The 16,274-nt window shown below is 42.5% G+C and carries 14 protein-coding genes and 1 pseudogene; 5 read left to right on the top strand and 10 right to left on the bottom strand.

Features of this window, described 5'->3' with window-relative positions:
- Positions 1-215 precede the first annotated feature (215 nt).
- Positions 216-1,343 (bottom strand): tetratricopeptide repeat protein, encoded by a 1,128-nt coding sequence (locus V7K48_RS00385; RefSeq protein WP_335068537.1) that lies wholly within the window; start codon positions 1,341-1,343, stop codon positions 216-218.
- A 97-nt stretch (positions 1,344-1,440) separates the two neighbouring features.
- Positions 1,441-2,070: a sigma-70 family RNA polymerase sigma factor gene (locus tag V7K48_RS00390; protein WP_335068539.1), complete on the bottom strand. Its 630-nt coding sequence runs from the start codon at positions 2,068-2,070 to the stop codon at positions 1,441-1,443.
- 196 nt (positions 2,071-2,266) lie between these two features.
- Between V7K48_RS00390 and V7K48_RS00395 the strand changes: the two genes are divergently transcribed.
- Together V7K48_RS00395 and V7K48_RS00400 are read left to right on the top strand one after the other, a co-directional pair.
- On the top strand, positions 2,267-2,863 hold the full coding sequence (locus V7K48_RS00395) for a glyoxalase-like domain protein (RefSeq protein ID WP_335068541.1): 597 nt from the start codon (positions 2,267-2,269) through the stop codon (positions 2,861-2,863).
- A gap of 183 nt (positions 2,864-3,046) precedes the next feature.
- Complete coding sequence (locus tag V7K48_RS00400; protein WP_335068672.1) at positions 3,047-3,502, top strand: DUF29 domain-containing protein; 456 nt, start codon at positions 3,047-3,049, stop codon at positions 3,500-3,502.
- On the opposite strand, the gene V7K48_RS00405 is transcribed toward V7K48_RS00400, so the two are convergent.
- The 4 genes from V7K48_RS00405 to lysS all read right to left on the bottom strand — a co-directional run bounded on the left by V7K48_RS00405 (position 3,473) and on the right by lysS (position 9,016).
- On the bottom strand, positions 3,473-5,884 hold the full coding sequence (locus V7K48_RS00405; RefSeq protein WP_335068543.1) for a CHAT domain-containing protein: 2,412 nt from the start codon (positions 5,882-5,884) through the stop codon (positions 3,473-3,475). The genes V7K48_RS00400 and V7K48_RS00405 overlap by 30 nt on opposite strands.
- 156 nt (positions 5,885-6,040) lie before the next feature.
- Positions 6,041-6,754 (bottom strand): helix-turn-helix domain-containing protein, encoded by a 714-nt coding sequence (locus V7K48_RS00410; RefSeq protein ID WP_335068545.1) that lies wholly within the window; start codon positions 6,752-6,754, stop codon positions 6,041-6,043.
- Positions 6,754-7,158 (bottom strand): type II toxin-antitoxin system RelE/ParE family toxin, encoded by a 405-nt coding sequence (locus tag V7K48_RS00415; RefSeq protein ID WP_335068547.1) that lies wholly within the window; start codon positions 7,156-7,158, stop codon positions 6,754-6,756. Before V7K48_RS00415 ends, V7K48_RS00410 begins: the two co-directional genes overlap by 1 nt.
- A 172-nt stretch (positions 7,159-7,330) precedes the next feature.
- Positions 7,331-9,016, bottom strand: a complete 1,686-nt coding sequence (gene lysS / locus V7K48_RS00420) for a lysine--tRNA ligase (RefSeq protein ID WP_335068549.1) — start codon at positions 9,014-9,016, stop codon at positions 7,331-7,333.
- 191 nt (positions 9,017-9,207) lie between these two features.
- Between lysS and V7K48_RS00425 the strand changes: the two are divergent.
- A pseudogene (locus V7K48_RS00425) lies at positions 9,208-9,690 on the top strand (Uma2 family endonuclease); the annotation flags it as partial.
- A gap of 180 nt (positions 9,691-9,870) precedes the next feature.
- Here the strand turns inward: V7K48_RS00425 and V7K48_RS00430 are convergent.
- Together V7K48_RS00430 and V7K48_RS00435 are read right to left on the bottom strand one after the other, a co-directional pair.
- Positions 9,871-10,296 (bottom strand): hypothetical protein, encoded by a 426-nt coding sequence (locus V7K48_RS00430; protein WP_335068551.1) that lies wholly within the window; start codon positions 10,294-10,296, stop codon positions 9,871-9,873.
- Between the two features lie 217 nt (positions 10,297-10,513).
- Positions 10,514-11,485 (bottom strand): M48 family metallopeptidase, encoded by a 972-nt coding sequence (locus V7K48_RS00435; RefSeq protein WP_335068553.1) that lies wholly within the window; start codon positions 11,483-11,485, stop codon positions 10,514-10,516.
- A 139-nt stretch (positions 11,486-11,624) separates the two neighbouring features.
- Here V7K48_RS00435 and V7K48_RS00440 point away from each other — a divergent pair, with 139 nt between their 5' ends.
- Both V7K48_RS00440 and V7K48_RS00445 read left to right on the top strand, forming a co-directional pair.
- Entirely contained in the window at positions 11,625-13,193 is a 1,569-nt protein-coding gene (locus V7K48_RS00440; RefSeq protein ID WP_335068555.1) for an ATP-dependent DNA helicase, read from the top strand.
- Positions 13,194-13,358: 165 nt separating this feature from the next.
- Positions 13,359-13,571: a DUF2839 domain-containing protein gene (locus V7K48_RS00445; RefSeq protein ID WP_335068557.1), complete on the top strand. Its 213-nt coding sequence runs from the start codon at positions 13,359-13,361 to the stop codon at positions 13,569-13,571.
- A gap of 605 nt (positions 13,572-14,176) precedes the next feature.
- Here the strand turns inward: V7K48_RS00445 and V7K48_RS00450 are convergent.
- Positions 14,177-15,610 carry a DUF4335 domain-containing protein gene (locus V7K48_RS00450; protein WP_335068559.1) on the bottom strand — a complete coding sequence of 478 codons (1,434 nt, stop codon included), beginning with the start codon at positions 15,608-15,610 and terminating at the stop codon, positions 14,177-14,179.
- Entirely contained in the window at positions 15,607-16,233 is a 627-nt protein-coding gene (locus V7K48_RS00455) for a DUF3038 domain-containing protein (RefSeq protein WP_335068561.1), read from the bottom strand. Before V7K48_RS00455 ends, V7K48_RS00450 begins: the two co-directional genes overlap by 4 nt.
- Between the last annotated feature and the right edge of the window lie 41 nt (positions 16,234-16,274).

Raw genomic sequence — 16,274 nt, forward strand, 5'->3', positions numbered from 1 at the left:
TAAACAACTCTTTAGTTCTAATTCTGCCAATTTTAAATTTCTCCTTCAAAGGACTGACAACAAATAAATTATCCAATCTTATGAGGTGAACCAAAAAGTCAGCCCTTGGCTATAGGCGCTCGTGTCGCCCACCCCACAAGAAGTAGTTGAGTATTTTTTTATTTGTCAGTCCCCAATCCAAAATCTAAAATTCAAAATCCAAAATTGAATGACTCCTACCTCCGCTGAAGCATTTTAGTTAGATGATCCTGCAATTGCCCTTCTTGCTTGCTGTCTTCCAATGTCCGTGCCAGTATAATCGCCCTTTCGTAAAAATTGCGGGCAGTTAGGTAATTACCTTGCTGCTCGTATAATTGAGCATAGGACTCAAAAGATTTTAATTCTTCTGGCAAATTTTGCAATTCTTTAGAGAGTGTTAAACGTTGCTCTAGCAAGTCAAAGGCCCGTTCGTAGCGTCCTATAGCACTGTGAGCTTTCACTAAACCGTCAATTGCCCGTAATTCATTAGTGCGATCGCGGTTAGTTTTAGCTATCTGCATTGCTGCACCATAAGTGCCAATGGTATCTTGATAATTTCCAGATGCTAGGTAAGCATCTCCTAAATTATTCAAAGTATTTGCTTCACCGATGGCATCACCAGTCTGACGGCGGAAAATTAAAGCATTTTCATCCAATTTAATCGCCTTGTTATAATCTCCCAACCTAGCTGCTACTAGTCCCAAATTACTCAAAGATAGTCCTTCTCCTTCAATGTTTTTCACACCCTGAGCAATTGTGAGTGCATCTACAACAGTTTTACCAGCAGCAGCAGATTCTCCTTGTTGCAGCAGTAATGTACCAATATTATTCAGCACAAAAATCTGAGCTTGGAAATCTTGAGTATCACGAGCGATCGCTAATCCTCGTCGTAAAGAATCTTCCACCTCTTTTAAACTACCTAGCTGGACATAAGCCTTAGCAAGCAAATTGTAAGTTAGACCTTGTGCTTTCAGGTCGCCAATTAAGTGATATAATTCCAATGCTCGCAAGCAAGACGCAATTGTTTTATCGGCATATCCTGAGGCGTATTGTTGTTCACCGATACTCAGCAAGCTGTCTGCTTCATCTCTTAATTGTCGCCCAACGGAACTATTTAAAGGGCGGTGAAGTTGTTGGGTAATATCAGCCGCACTCGCCGCTATCGGACTCAGCAAAAAAGTAAACAATAAAAAGCAGGGCAAAAGTACCTGAGAATGAGAAATCGCACGCCAGTTGCTACAACTCTCTTGACCAGAGCAACGAACTGGCTTACTTACACAAATTAAGTCTAGCTTTTGCCTGGGAAATACAAGCCGTTGTTTCATAAAAATTACCCGTAAAGTTGCGGGTTTAAGTACAAGGTCTTAGAAGAAGTTTTAAGTTTTTAATTGAAGACAATCAATATACGCGTTTATACTTGATTCAGGATTTAGGTAAATCTTCCCCAAAGTAGATGGCACGGATATCTAGGGGTAATTTGTCCTCTAGCATACGATAGCCTTCCTGGATAAAATTGGCTACTTCACTTGGAGCGATCGCTTCTCCTTCGGCTTGCAGATAAGCAGCGATTCTGGTTTCGCTCCAGTGGAAAGTTTGAGCCATTAACACGATTAATCGCAAAACTGCTGGTAGTTGGTCTAACGCCTGTTCTACATAGCACCATAGCGGTGGCGAAGTCGCTTGGAGAGAATAATGAATTGCTTCTGTAGGTGGTAACTTAATTTCATTAATACAGAAAGCCGTCATATTAATTAACCAATTTTGCATGGTTAAGGCTTCCTCATCTGATTCCGAGTCAGTTAAATTTAGTCCACTGAGTTCGTAGTAGATATGCCGCCAGGTGAGGGCAAACAGATAATCTGCCTGCACAGGCGATCGCGCCGAATGACGAATTAAGGTATACACTATCGGACTATAGCGGCAAAAAATCACCGTAAAGTACTTTCCGGCATCTGGATAGCGCTTAAACAAAGTCAGTAATTCATGGTCACTGTGATGAAACAGCGACTTCACCAGGGGGTGATTAGCTTCAGGAAAATGAGGAATTTGCACAAGCCTTTGAGTTGATAGTTGTTAAAATAGTTTAGGGAATTGCACTCCCGTAGTTAATCGCATAATATCTTGGTGTTGCTCAGTTTGTAGATGAGACTCAGACTACTTGAGTATTGATAAACTAGAAACAAAGACTTAATTTTAGTCTGAATCGACAATCATAAAATTGACTCCCTTATAGAATCCTTATTTGTTCATGGTTATAGCAGTTAGTGTGATATCGTTCCTGCTCAGTCCCCTTACCTTAGGCTCCTTTCTGCCTTCCCTGCCCTTAGATAGCCTGTTCTCCACCCAAGGCATTATGGTGATGCTGCTAGCAGCTTATGCTGGTGCCATGTGGATGTTTCTCACCAGTGCCCCAAAAGTACACACTGTAATGGTGTCAGATTTGGAGATTGCCCGACAGTTGTATGAAGGGCTGCTAGATTTGCCAGCAGCTGAGGTGCCCTTGCACTACTACTACAACTACGAACAAACAATAGGCGCAACTGGCATTGATCCACTATATATGTCTACTGGGCCGAGCTTGTCTAGCAAAATGATGAATAATGCCAACGATGGGCTGTGGTATCAATTGAAGAAAAATACCCAGCTACACGTCATTACTGGCGCGAGTTTAGGTAGCAAAAATCAGCAACGCCACGTTTGCTTTGACCACGACTGCCTGGAAATGATTTTAATGCGAGTCGAAACGCGTGGGTTGAAATTCAAGATTCGTAATCAGAAGCCCCTGAATTTTTTGGTTAAGGACTATGAAGGGCGCGTTATTGAACTGGCTGAAGTAGCGAATTAGTCGTTAGATTTTAGATTATTTTAGGTTGGGTGGTGCGTAGCTTGCCGCCGTAGGCATCGCTCCACCCAATATTTTTTTATATAGCAGAGAGGCGTAGCTTGCTGCCGTAGGCATCGCGCTACCATTGATTATTTAAAGTCATTATGGGGTTTTGCTAAATAAAAGCTTATGACTGTTGAAAAGATGTACACATCTCATCTATATGAAACAGATTTCTATAGTTGGACTCAAGAACAGGTTAGCTTGCTCAAAACTCAACAGTGGGATCAATTAGATACCGTTAACCTGATTGAAGAAATTGAAACTTTGGGCAGAAGAGAACGCCAAGAATTGAGAAATCGTTTGGGAGTATTGCTAGGACACTTACTGAAATGGCAATTTCAACTAGAAAAACGTAGCAATAGCTGGTTGGGTACAATTCGAGAGCAACGTGTTCAAATTAAGCTGCTTCTGCAAGATAGCCCTAGCTCGAAACCTTATTTAGATGAAGTTTTCTTGATTATTTATGAACTAGGCTTGGCTTTGGCGATTCGAGAAACTGAGTTAGATGAACAGGTTTTTCCAGAAATATGCCCTTATACTTTAGGCAAAACTTTAAATCCTGAATTTTTACCAAATCCAAATCAGGTTGATGAGTAAGATAGTAATCGTCCCAATACTATAATTAGTTTCGCAGCAAGAGAGAAACACTTCTACAAGTTGAGGTAAACGCCAGGTTGGTGTCATCAATTGCCCCAAGGTGATGCTACCATCAGCTAATTTTAACTGTGATTCTAAAGGATTATCGAGGCGAGATTGGGCGTGGTGGCAAGAATGAAGTACTTGAACTTGTTGTGCTAACTGTCGATAGTTGTTAGAGGTGGCTTGACTGCTGCCAATTAATCTGTTTTCTGGTGGAATGTTATACATTTGAGCGAGTTTTTCGCCTTCAAATCTGGCGCAGGGAAGGTTATCTTCGGCATCTTGCACAGTTCCATATTGTAGAGATATTTCATTAAATGTCCCTACAGGATCGCGTTGTTGACAAAATTCTAAAATTTGGCAGCTTGGGGTATAACGAATTAGGAATTTATCTCCTAAATATTCATGATATTCACCTGTAGGCAAAGCAGCGAAGGGAATCTGATGCAGTAACAAGTGAGGGACTAAAATTAATTCTTTTATTACTTCAAGATGTTGGGATATAAGTTCAGGTATTTGCAAGCGTTCAGCTAGTTCGCGGAGAATATTGTTAATTTGAGTTTCCCATTTTTTGGGATCATTCATATAAGGTAATAACCAAATCTGGTTAATCCAGCCTTGTAACATATCTAACCCTTGTCCTGTGCAGGTGTGGAGTGTAATTTGGTTTTTCTGCACAATAAAAATATGAGTGTCGCTATTGGTAGTGTAGAAACTAAGAATAGCTGTATTGGGCTGGTCAATTAGCTTTTGAATTTCTGACAAGCTAAGGGGATTAACTTGAATTTCCCCAGCTAATACAGGATCTTCGCGTCTGATATTTTCCCAAATTTGTTGTTTTTGGGTTTCTAAAAATGCGATCGCTTCATTATAAGCTTGGAATGCAGCGCGTGTTTCACTACGGTTATTGTCGGATTTATGGCTTTGGCGTTCTTGGTCGATTTGTTGTTGCAGTTCTTCATACTGCTGCAATAACTCTTGGATTTTTGGGGGGATTTCGTCACCTTTGTAGAGGTCGTTACCTGCCATTAAGTCTACCAGGAGTTTGGAACGCGATCGCTCTGAATATTCAAAAGCTTTTTCTATTTCTCCAGCGTTGATACAAGCTTGAACAATATTGTGGTAAACACCGATGAATTCTTCTATAATTCCTTGGCGACGCGATTCTGAAAGGCTCCAAGCACGAATTTGCTCCACCGCTTCAATAGCAAAGTGGTATCCCTCAATTGCTTCTGTCCAACACCCAACCGCAAGACATTTTTCTCCGAAGTTGTGTGCATATCCAAGACTATCTGTTGGTAAGGTACTAGGTGTATAAATTTCTAGAGATAATCTGAAACAGATAATTGCTTGATCAATCTGCCTTAGTTCGTAGTAAGTAAGAGCCAAATTATTTTGAACCATTGCCCAGTCTTGTGGCAAAGTTTCACGTTTATAAACTTTCAGAGCAGCCTTAAAATAAAAAAGCGATTGCTCTAAATTTTCTGTCCGATTCCCTTCAAAAAGCTCACGGTAGGCATTACCAAGATTATTTTGCAGTCCGGCCCAATCTTCTGGAAAGCGTTCATAGGTATGTTTTTCTAAAGCAGCTTTGTAGCAACATATTGCCTTATTTAAATTTTCTGTTGGATTTCCTTGTATCCTTTTGCGATAGGCAGCACCTAAATTAGTTAGAACCATTGCCCAGTCTTCTAGGTAACTATCTCGTAAATAAACCTGTAAAGCATTGTTACAGCATAAAATTGCCAGCTCCAAATTTTCCTCTTTATTACCACCCATCCAATCAGAGTAAGCAGTTGCTAAATTATTTTGGATGCTAGCCCAATCTTCTGGAAAATTCTCGTAAGTGTAGACTGATAAAGCATCTTGAAATGCTGTAATTGCTTGCTTTAGATTCTGTTCAAAATCACCGCGACCACGGTCACAGTAGGCATTACCTAGATCATATTGTATCCTAGCCCTTCTTTCAGGAAATGACTCCTGAGTAAAAACTAAAAGTGCTAATTCATAACCAACAATAGCAATTTCAATATATGTAGCTCTCCTGACTGGTTCAATTTCCGGGAGTTCTTGTATTATTTTGCTGAAATTACCAATAGCTAAAGCTCTTTCATAAGCTTGATCTATCTCCAGTTTTTGTAGGCTTACAGTTGCCCAATCTCGTAGTAAAGAGGGTAAATTATTATCCAGTTTATCTAAATTCTCTTTAAGCAATCGATCAACCGCTTTTATATCAGTTTTACTCTCTCTAATTACCCATAATATCTTTCGCAAAAAATCTATATAGTCTTTGCGTCTTTTTTTAAGATTTTTTTGTCCTGTACCAAATCCTTTTACCATATTTATTCAGTCAAGCTACTAGTGATGCTTATACCAATTCTGTCTGAAGATGCGCCAAACTACATGAGGAACGAACCGCAAAGGACGCAAAGGACACAAATAAAGAAAGAAATAAGAAGCCAAGAAAATTTGGTGCAGCCTCACAAAGAAATGGTATTACCCTAAAACTTCTGTCAACTTCCTCAGTAATTCTTCAGCTAAATCTAACAACTCAATTTCATCAATTTCATCACTAGTTCCGCGATTACTTTCTCCAACTGCCACATTAGCAGCCAAAACATTTTTGACAGAAAAAAGCCTATCTTCTTCTTCAAATAGACTCAAACATTTTTCCAACTCTACAGCAACTTCTTGGATTGTCCTTGTACCCAAACGCGCTCTTACTTTCACCGCTACCGAATCGTCACTTTCCAGCAGTTTTACCAAAGCTGTTCTTAGTCCATCATCCTCGCTGGAAAACTTCTCGATCGCTACACGCACATATTCCCGCACGCTCATGTTTGCCGCCAATGCTTTTTGTGCAACTACATCTGGTACATCTACCAGCAATGAACCTTCGTTATCGCTGGCTTGATATAATTCATCCCCTTGTTTGACAGCTACGAGCAAATCTGCACCCAATGCGTGTAAATAGTGCAACACTGATTCCAACTCATGTTCTTTTAATGCCGACTCCAATTTGGACACCGCCGCTTGCTGTACTCCCAGTTTTTTCGCTAGCTGCGTCTGAGTTAATCCTGCTTTATTACGTATTTCCCGCATGGCATCGGTGAGATAAAGACGCAAATACTCTAACTTCCCTGCCAGAATCACCTCTGAATCGTCGCTGACTTTCTGCTGTAACCAAGCTTGAAAATTAGGCTTTTTCATCACTGTTCCCTCTGCTGCAATTCATGCAATCTCACTCTTGCAGGTTCTTTATCTCTATCTTTGATAGCGTTGTCGTATTTCTTCATAAAGGCGTGTAGCACCACAAACCTTTGAGGAGTAGCAGCCGTTAAGATAAACCGTGGATTATGTTCGCTCTTAGTCATACGTAATTCATACAAATCATCTTCCAGTTTCTCAAAGATGCCACTGGTAAGTGATGCGAGTCCTTTATCGCACAGGTAACTAAGATTAACTTGCAGACGCTTGGTTTCGGAAGCACTCAGTAACGGCTTTAGTGGATTTTCTGGTTTCTCCTCTTCAGGAATCATTCTGATGAAAAAAGCAAGTAAATCTTTGGGGATTTCCCCATTTGCATCTTGATAAAGTTCCCAAGTCCAAGTCACTTCCTACCTCACAGTCTAGTATTCCTTATGGGGAATGTCAATCCTGTTATTCTTTACAAGGAATATCATATAGATTACGGGAGTGCAACTTAGGCAATAAAAGATTGAGTTATAAAAATGGTGCGTTATGGCTTTGCCTAACGCACCCTACTGTTGAATAGCAGTTACTATCTCAACTCAATTGTTCATACTTAAATTTCCCTTTAATGAACTTGTTAAAATATTGACCTTTAGATGGTGCATTGTCTAAGTCTTCTTTGACACTAGGAGGTACTTTGAAATACTCGTAAACACTTCCACTATCAAATTCAATAGTCAGTGTTTGAGTTTTTGGCTCGTAGCTAAATTGCTTAATAACGCTGCCTTCTGGCTTGAGGAGAGGGAAGGCGATCGCATCCCGAATACTGGCACAATCAGTTAATAACATTACCAACCGATCAATTCCAATCCCTAAACCACCTGTAGGCGGCATTCCATATTCAAGGGCTATCAAAAAGTCTTCATCTACACCTTGCGCTTCCAAATCTCCAGCAGCTTTTCTTTCAGCTTGTGCTTCTAAGCGTTCTCTTTGCTCGATAGGATCGGTAAGTTCTGAGAAGCTATTGGCAGTTTCTCGCCCTACTATAAATAACTCAAATCTTTCCACCAAACCAGGTTGAGAACGGTGGGGTTTTGCTAACGGCGAAATTTCTACAGGGTAATCAATTACAAAGGTAGGTTGAATTAAATTGGCCTCTACTTTCTCTTCAAAGGCTAAATTTAGTAACTTACCAATTGATTGGGCTTCATCTACACCAGGAATGCCAACATTTTTACTTGCTGTTTTTGCTTCTTCCAAAGTTTGGAAAGAATTAAAATCCAAACCCGTAACTTCTTTAACTAAATCGTGCATTGTCACCCGCCGCCAAGGTGGTGTTAAATCTATAGGTTCCCCTTGGTAGGTAATTTCCAGCTTGCCGAGTACCTCTTGGGCGACAGTGGTAATAATCCCCTCAGTCAGCGCCATCATATCGTTGTAGTCGGCGTAGGCTTGGTAAAGTTCAATTGTCGTAAATTCGGGATTGTGTCGAGTCGAAATTCCCTCATTGCGGAAAACGCGCCCCAATTCAAACACCTTTTCAAAACCACCCACAATCAACCGCTTGAGATGAAGTTCTGTGGCAATTCGCAGATACAATTCCATTTCTAAAGTGTTGTGGTAGGTGATAAATGGACGCGCATCTGCACCCCCAGTCTCACTTTGCAAAACTGGTGTTTCAATTTCCAGAAAATCCCGTTCTTCTAAATAGCGACGGATACCAGCAGTAATTTGAGCGCGACGGCGGAAAGTTTGCCGCACTTCCGGGTTAACAATCAAGTCAACGTAGCGCTGACGGTAGCGCTTGGCAACATCCGTTAATCCATGCCACTTGTCAGGTAGGGGCAACAGGGATTTAGTCAGGATAGTATATTGTTTAACGTAGACAGATAACTCGCCCTTTTCAGTCCGTTTAATAGTACCTTTGGCTCCCAGGATGTCGCCTGCATCTGTAAGTTGTTTCAAGTGATTAAAGGCATCAGCATCAATATCTGCCATCCCTTCTTGGATGCGATTTTTATCCAGATAAAGCTGAATTGTGCCGGTTTCATCTTGCAAAGTGAAGAAAGCCAATTTACCGAAAACGCGACGCGCCATAATGCGTCCGGCGATCGCAACTTCTAAATCAACTTCTTCACCGCTGGCTAAATCAGCAAATTGTTCTTGCAATTGGGCTGCATGATGGGTAGATTCCCAACGATAGGCATAGGGATTAGTCCCTAGCTGCTTGAGTTGTTCTACTTTCTCCAGCCTTGCGGCTCGGATATCTTCTTCCGACATGGTAACGAACTAAAGAGGGCAAGATTAATTATAGATGTTGCAAAAGTTGAGAGTAAGAGATATTTGCACTTTGCAGATGATCATATCGCCTAAAAGTGATGTGCGTAGGCGTAGTCCGCCGCAGGCATCGCGAAAGGAAATACACAATGACACAAACTAGAGTCCGCCTGTGAACTGTAAACGAATATCACCGGATGTTTGAAACGGATATTATCACAGCCGATGAACGGGTAGAACTGATTGATGGGCAAGTTATCCCCATGAGTGCCAAAAATCCCCCACACGCAGCGACAACACTGTGTGCATCTGATTATCTCAAGCGTTGGCGCAGCCTGCCGCAGGCATCGCTAGCAGAAGTTGTCTTAGTTCGGATGCAAGATCCCATTCAGTTGAGCCAATACTCAGAACCTGAACCAGATATCGCTGTTGTTCAGGTTGTGCCCCTACCCGTGTACTTCATTTACCTGAAATACGTTGTAACTCAAGCGTATTGGGCAATAGTAGACTTACGCAAAACCATGAAAAAACGTAGACGCATTCGCGGAGCGTCTGTCTGCGACACGCTGCGCGAACGTAGAGAATCGGCTTGCCGCAGGCTACCGCATTCGCGCAGCGTCTCGTTAGAGAAGGACGCAAAAAAGAGGCAGCGCGTTGCGGGGTTCCTCCCGTTGTAGCGACTGCCGTCACAAAGGAATAAGAGTTTCAGAGAGTTCTTGCGTAAGTCCTGAGTAGGTAAGATACCTACAAGAAAAAGTGCGATCGCTTGCTCGCATTTTATCCAAAAGGCTGTCAGAGAAAATATTATTGATATCTTTTATAACAAAGGCTCAAAATTTTACTCTGTAAGTCAAACTTTATTTGTGTACTATTTTTAGCGTATGCCTAGATGAAACAGCTTTCATTTTCAAGTTAGTAAATTGCACGATCGCCTTTACCAATTCTTGCTGTTCTGGTTGCAAATTCAGTTTTACTAGGGCTTGATTGATATTATTACCAGCCCGGAGATTGTGAGTAAGTTGGGCACGTTGCGATGTGTTCAAAACTGCCTCAATTTCCCTGTTTCTTCTCTGACGCACAGCCTGGAGTTGCTGGCTTTGTAGGGGAGTCAGGTTAATCTCCGACGAGGTGGAGTAGCTTGCAGTTTTGGTAATTGGGGCGAAAATGACACCAGAAGTAGTATGAAGTTGAACGGGTGCAGCTAAGGCAATTCCCGGCATGAAAAGGACAAGAGCTAGAATAGCAGCGAACACAGAAAGCCGTTTTGTCAAGTGAATTGCCATATTGAGAAATGCCTACATCTAATTAAATGCTCAGATATAGTTAAGCAATTTTCAAGTCTTAATTTTGAATCTTGATTCATCCCACCCCCAAGTGTGCATTGACGTGGTATTATACACATCTTGCATTAATATCAAGTAGGGTAAGCACTATTTACTAATGCTGAAATATCCATTTTGATACTTGCGCCAGCGCCCGCCCTACGTGATTGCTCCTTAATTACGAATTAATATCAGGTCTTCTCATTCTGTCAATTTCTCGTTGTAATTCTTCAATTTGACGGCGTAAAGTTTCTGTTTCATTTGCGGAAGATTCGGCTGCAACATTTACTGATCCGGAAGCAGGCGATCGCTGATAATTTCCTCGGCGAATTTGCCGGTATTCTTCGGATACTGCCCACGCCCGTAAGTAATGCAAGCGTTCAACTGGGAAAGGATGGGTTAACATCGTACCCTGAGCGCCATTGTACATTAAGAATTTATACACCTGATTCAGTCCATCTTCATCCAGTGCCTGATAATTTTCTGACTGTTTGATAAACTCTTGTAAACTACATTCATTGGCATATTTGTTACTACCGCCAGAGAGTTTCATCATCGTTGACATCACGGGATTCAAGTCATCCATCACTAGTAGTGCAGCGCGATCTGACGATAACTCGGCTTTCCGCCGCCACTCAAAAAAGGCGTAAATCAAGCCTTGTGTTACAAGATTACCGATACCAAAGGTCAATTCTCCCAAGGCAGAAGCAGCATTCATCGCCCACATCGCCATTTGAATTAAAATAGTATGACCACATTTAATATGCCCCAGTTCATGGGCTAGCACCGCCCGAATCTCGGCTTCGTCTAGTAAGTCTAGTATCCCTGTATTTATGACTATATAAGGATTCTCTTGCCCCAGCGCATAGCTATTTGCTTGGGGATTTTGTGAGACAAACAGTGTAGGTTCTGGGTAAATGTCCAAATCTCGGACACATTCCCGAAACATCTGGTAAATAGTGGAATATTGACGCGGCCCGACTTGAATGGCGTTACCCATTAGATAGACTAATTGAGGGCGTTCGTAAATAAATTCCACAAATTTACGAGCGATTAAATCAAATCCCGGTAAATTTCGTAAAGCTTGCTCGGCTTGGCGATCTAGTGGATGCCTGAAGGCTTCGCTGGAAATTCCTGTGTAAGTTGGCATAATTTAGGGTATTGGGTGATTGGTCATTAATCATTGGTCATTAGTCAAAAACAAAGGACAAATGACAAATGACAAAGGACAACATAATAGAAATGGGGCAATTGGAAGTAAAAGTCACTTTGTATGGAATTAAAAGCGTGTGATTGAGGCAGAAGTTCATTTGTCACTACATAACTTTTTGCGATCGCAAGCGGGGTTCCCTTCCTGGCCCCATCATTTGACGATGGCACGGTTGGTAGCACGCGCCTTGCGCCTGGGACGTAGCGCCCTAATTCAAGTAGGGGCGGTTTGTGGCTATCAAGGGCGGTATCGTACCAGTTTCGTAGCATCAGCCCTGATGTGGCATGGCCCTGTCATTATTGTTGCTCAAGAAGCGGTGCAGCAACTTCTGCTACGGGTAGAAATTCCCCGTCTACAGCAGTGGCTACCAGCCAACAAACCGATTAGGACAGGTGACGCTTGGCCTGGTACTGAGTTTCAAGGGCTACTGTTAACCTCCCCAGAAGCTTGGTTAAGAGGGCAATTTGCTGGTGGCGATCGATTTCCCCAAGGCATCCCCACAATTATTGATGGGGTAGATGATCTAGAAGATTGGGTACGTCATCAACTTACCCAAGATATTCAACCCGATGATTGGGATCAACTCATGCTGGCTTGCCCAAACCAAGCTGAGGCAATTCGCGAAGCACGGATACAACTGACACACGAACTTTTTCAGCATCCTGCTAATCCCTATGAGTGCTATCTAATTTCCCAGCCAGAAATAGAAATTTTAAGTTGTCTCTATTCTGCTTTAGAGTCAGTACAAGCACTGCCAGAACCTTGGAAACAATTCTGGCAACAATTTCAAACCCTTAATGAAAATCTTTCCCCCCCTGCTCCCCCTGCCCCCCCTCCTCTCTTCTGGGCGACTATTGCTCATCGACAAGGTTTATTTTCTTTGCACTACGCTCCAATGGAATTAAGCGAAATCCTCTCACCCATTTGGCAGCGACAACCAGTAGTTTTAATTGGCAGCGCTATAGAACCGGAAACTGAGGCTCCTCTTTTCCGACAGCGCTTGGGTTTGGACGATTTAACTTGCCTGAATTTCTCTTCAGAGAGTCAAGCAGAAGCAATTCAACTGTATGTACCCTATAAGTTGCCCCTACCTAACACGCCAGAATTTCAAGCGGCATTTATTCATAAAGTCCGCACACTGGTTTGTCTAAGTGCTACAGCACCAGGATTGACGGTTGTCTTAGTGGGGGATGTACCACTCAAGTCTCAAGTTGCGACAATTTTGGCCTCAGAGTTTGGTTCGCGGGTGCAAGTAGAAAAAACTTGTTTGGATGAAAATGGTATTTTGATTAGCGGTTGGGAATTTTGGCGAGAACATCAACGAGTTTTGCCTGCACCTCATCTGTTAATTATTGCTACTTTGCCTTTACCATCTTTGGAAAATCCCCTGGTAGCTGGTAGGGTAGCTCGTTATAAGCGATCGCATCAAGATTGGTTTCGTTTATATTTGTTGCCAGCTGCCTTGAATGAATTACAACGGGCGATCGCTCCAGTCAGAGAAAGTCAAGGGATAGTGGCTTTACTTGATAGTCGTGTAATTAACCGCAGCTACGGCGCTCAAATTCTTGCAGCTTTAAGTCCTCTGGCACGCATTAACTATCTCGATCCCAGTCTGTTTTCTAACACTGGTGAAGAAAATTCAGCTTAAGGTCATTTGTCAATGCCCAATTTAAATTTTGTCAACCAAAGCGCGATCGTCTAAAAGCAAGCACTATTATCAGCTTATGAAGGTGATGCGATTCATCGCCTCTGGAGTAGCCATCATTCCTGGCAAGATAAATTTAGAACCTAAATAGAATTTGAGTTGTTGATTATGGGTGAAGCAAAGCGTCGTAAAACCACATTAGGGGAAACATATGGTCAAGAGGCTCGGATCTTGACTTGGCTTCCCATCACAAAAACTCAAGCCGAACTATTTGTCGCTTGGACTACTCGTGGTGCCTGGATAGGCATTGGCCTTATGGTTATAGGATGGGTAACTATCCGTTTTATCGGCCCAGCCTTCGGTTGGTGGCAAGTAGTCTGATAAATCCTGCTGTTAGTCTTTTCTACTTAGAGAAACGTTGAATCTTACTCTCTTCGCTTGTCTAGGGTGTACACACAAGTTATCTAATTACCCAAAAGTCCTCCAAAACCTCACCCTGTCAAGAAAGGACATCCCTCTCCTTACTCAGGCTACCGTCTATACACAAGTCGAATTACCCCCCTTAATCCCCCCGATATATTGGGGGGAAATAAGAAATCTTGTTCCCTCACGCCACTTGCTTTAAGTCGGCAAAGCCGCCCAACGCAGTGGCTCCCCTTTATAAGGGGAGGGTTAGGGTGGGGTAAAACTGAGATTTATCAACTACTTGAGACTTGTGTATACACGGTAGAGCAAATGCGGTTTCTTCAAAGAGCGATTAATGAACTTTTACCCAAGATTAATGCTGATCTTAAATCCATCGGAAATAGAAGAGCCAGTATTGGGGATCGGGAATAGGCTAAAACTTCTTTATGCCCAATACAACTCTTCTCTACGAGAGGCTGCGCCAAGGAGAGGCTGCGCTTTAAGCGTAGCTATGCCGCAGGCTTTACGGCTTCTTGTAGAGACGCTCTTACATTGGCTCAGTACAAGTGCCCAATGCCCAATTACTGATATCCCTGCCAAGGAGTGACTTCAAGTTTGCCGCTAGGCTTGAATATCACTTGGAAGTGGGCGAGAGGTTCTTTGTCATTGGGGGCTGCTACATTGGAACCGTAGATAGCGTTGAACATCTTCGGAAGGGGTGTTTCCCGGAAATAGTCAAAAGCGACTTGGTTGAGTGGTTCATAGTCAGCAATTACACCATCTTTGTTGACCGCTACCCGATATTTCAAATCTCGCGTAAATGTGGGAGTGCCACTCCAAGTTTGGCGAACTGCATTATAAAGCTTTTGGTTTAAACCTTTAACTATATTAGAGTCAGTAATTTTTGCACCGACTACCTCTGGTGTACTAGCATATCCCCGCCAAGGGCTAACTTCTAGTACACCTTTTGTATTAAATACTACTCGAAATTGGGCGACTGGTTCATTAGAAATGGGAGCGCGGTTGGCAGGATTATAAAGTAGGTTAGGCAGAGGAGTTTGCCCCACTCCTAGATTCGCCTCTTTATTTACCGCTTTATAACCGACAATCGCCCCATCCGCAGCTACACCCAGACGATAGATCAAATCCTGTTGCAATCCTGAGCGATTAGTCCAAGCTGGATGAATTTGATTATACACTTGGCGATTCAATGCACGTAGCTGGGATGGATCAGTAATTTCCGAAACTGTATTTAAAAGTGCTTCTAAATCTTTAACTGCTGGTTTTGTGCTAGCTGTGGGCGTTGGTGTGGACGTTGCAGCGACTATAGGAGTTGCAGCCGCTGATGCTGGAGGAGTGAGGCTTTTTGTTGTAGAGCTAGTTTGCTCATCTGGCTTAGGCTGTGGTGGATGCATTTGGGGAGGTGGAATCAAGTTAAAAGCGATCGCTGCTACTGCTAAAGTTGATACTCCCACAGCAGCAGGAACTGCCTGCCTGATAAAAGCCTGACTAGCACCACCATAGCGTCTGGTAACTGGTTGTAGTTCTAAGGAAAGTTCTGGTAAAGTTTGGCTATCAGCAAAAAACTGATCCACTGCTTCCACTAAATCAAACAACTGTACTGTATTCAAATCTATTTCAATCGGCGGACGTTTGGAATTGTTAGAGTGAGACTCAAAACCCTCTGGAGCACCTTCTGAATGTACAATTAGCCTGTGTCGGTTGCTATCAACTTTCTGAAACTCTACTAGCTCCGATTCCTGGTTGTGGGCTTGCGGATTGGGTACACTACTTAAAAATTCTTGGGCATAGCCACTAACAGCCCTTACCAAACTTTCAAAAAATTCCCGCCCTCCCGTTAGAGGTTGATTGTAACCAGATAAATAGCATTCTACATTTACCAATATTGATAATTCCGGGCGCATTTCCTGGAAGTGTGCAGCCCTAGTGACATCACTTAACCCTTCTAGAAGCAGTGTACAATTAGGTAGACTGTATTTACGTTGAATATTCATTCCACTTCACCGTCAAAAAGACTAATCCAGAACCGCTGCATTCCAGCTGTACCGGTACAAAATAGTAATTGTCCTAACAAATTTATCGCTAGCTCATCTAATTTTTCATCAGAAGTTAATGCCAGTAGACCAGAACGTCGAGCATTCATCCGGCTCTTAAAATGCGCTCTAAACCGCTCTAAATAATTAGATAGCCGCAAATTCTGTTCTAATGGAATCTGCTTTTCTTCCATTTGTTGACATATCATTAGTAACTGGCGGATGACAACAGTTAAACGCCGCGCTATGTAGCAAGCAATGACCACCAGAGCTTTTGCTTCCATAATCGTTAAGGGACGGCGCATGTGCGCTCTTCGTAGCGGGTTAGAGCTACGCATCCGCCATAAATTCACCCGATCTTTAACAATTCCTTTTAGATCCAACTCTTGAGCAAAAGCCAGGATTGCTTCCGAACCACCAAGCTCTAAAGCTTCAATTGCCAATAAAATCAGGTCAATTTGCAACCGCGTTCTCCGAGGACACGTCTTGGAAGCGATCGCAGGATCTGGTAAAGTGTCCAGAACCATCGGCAGTGACTCTTGGATTGGACTGTTGAACGGCGTTAAACTTGCTGAGACATTCATTCTATAAATACCTTGTGCGGTTCCAACAGACTAGTTAAAAC

It is taken from the genome of Nostoc sp. (genome assembly GCF_036919615.1).
In the GTDB taxonomy this organism is placed as follows: Bacteria; Cyanobacteriota; Cyanobacteriia; order Cyanobacteriales; family Nostocaceae; genus Nostoc.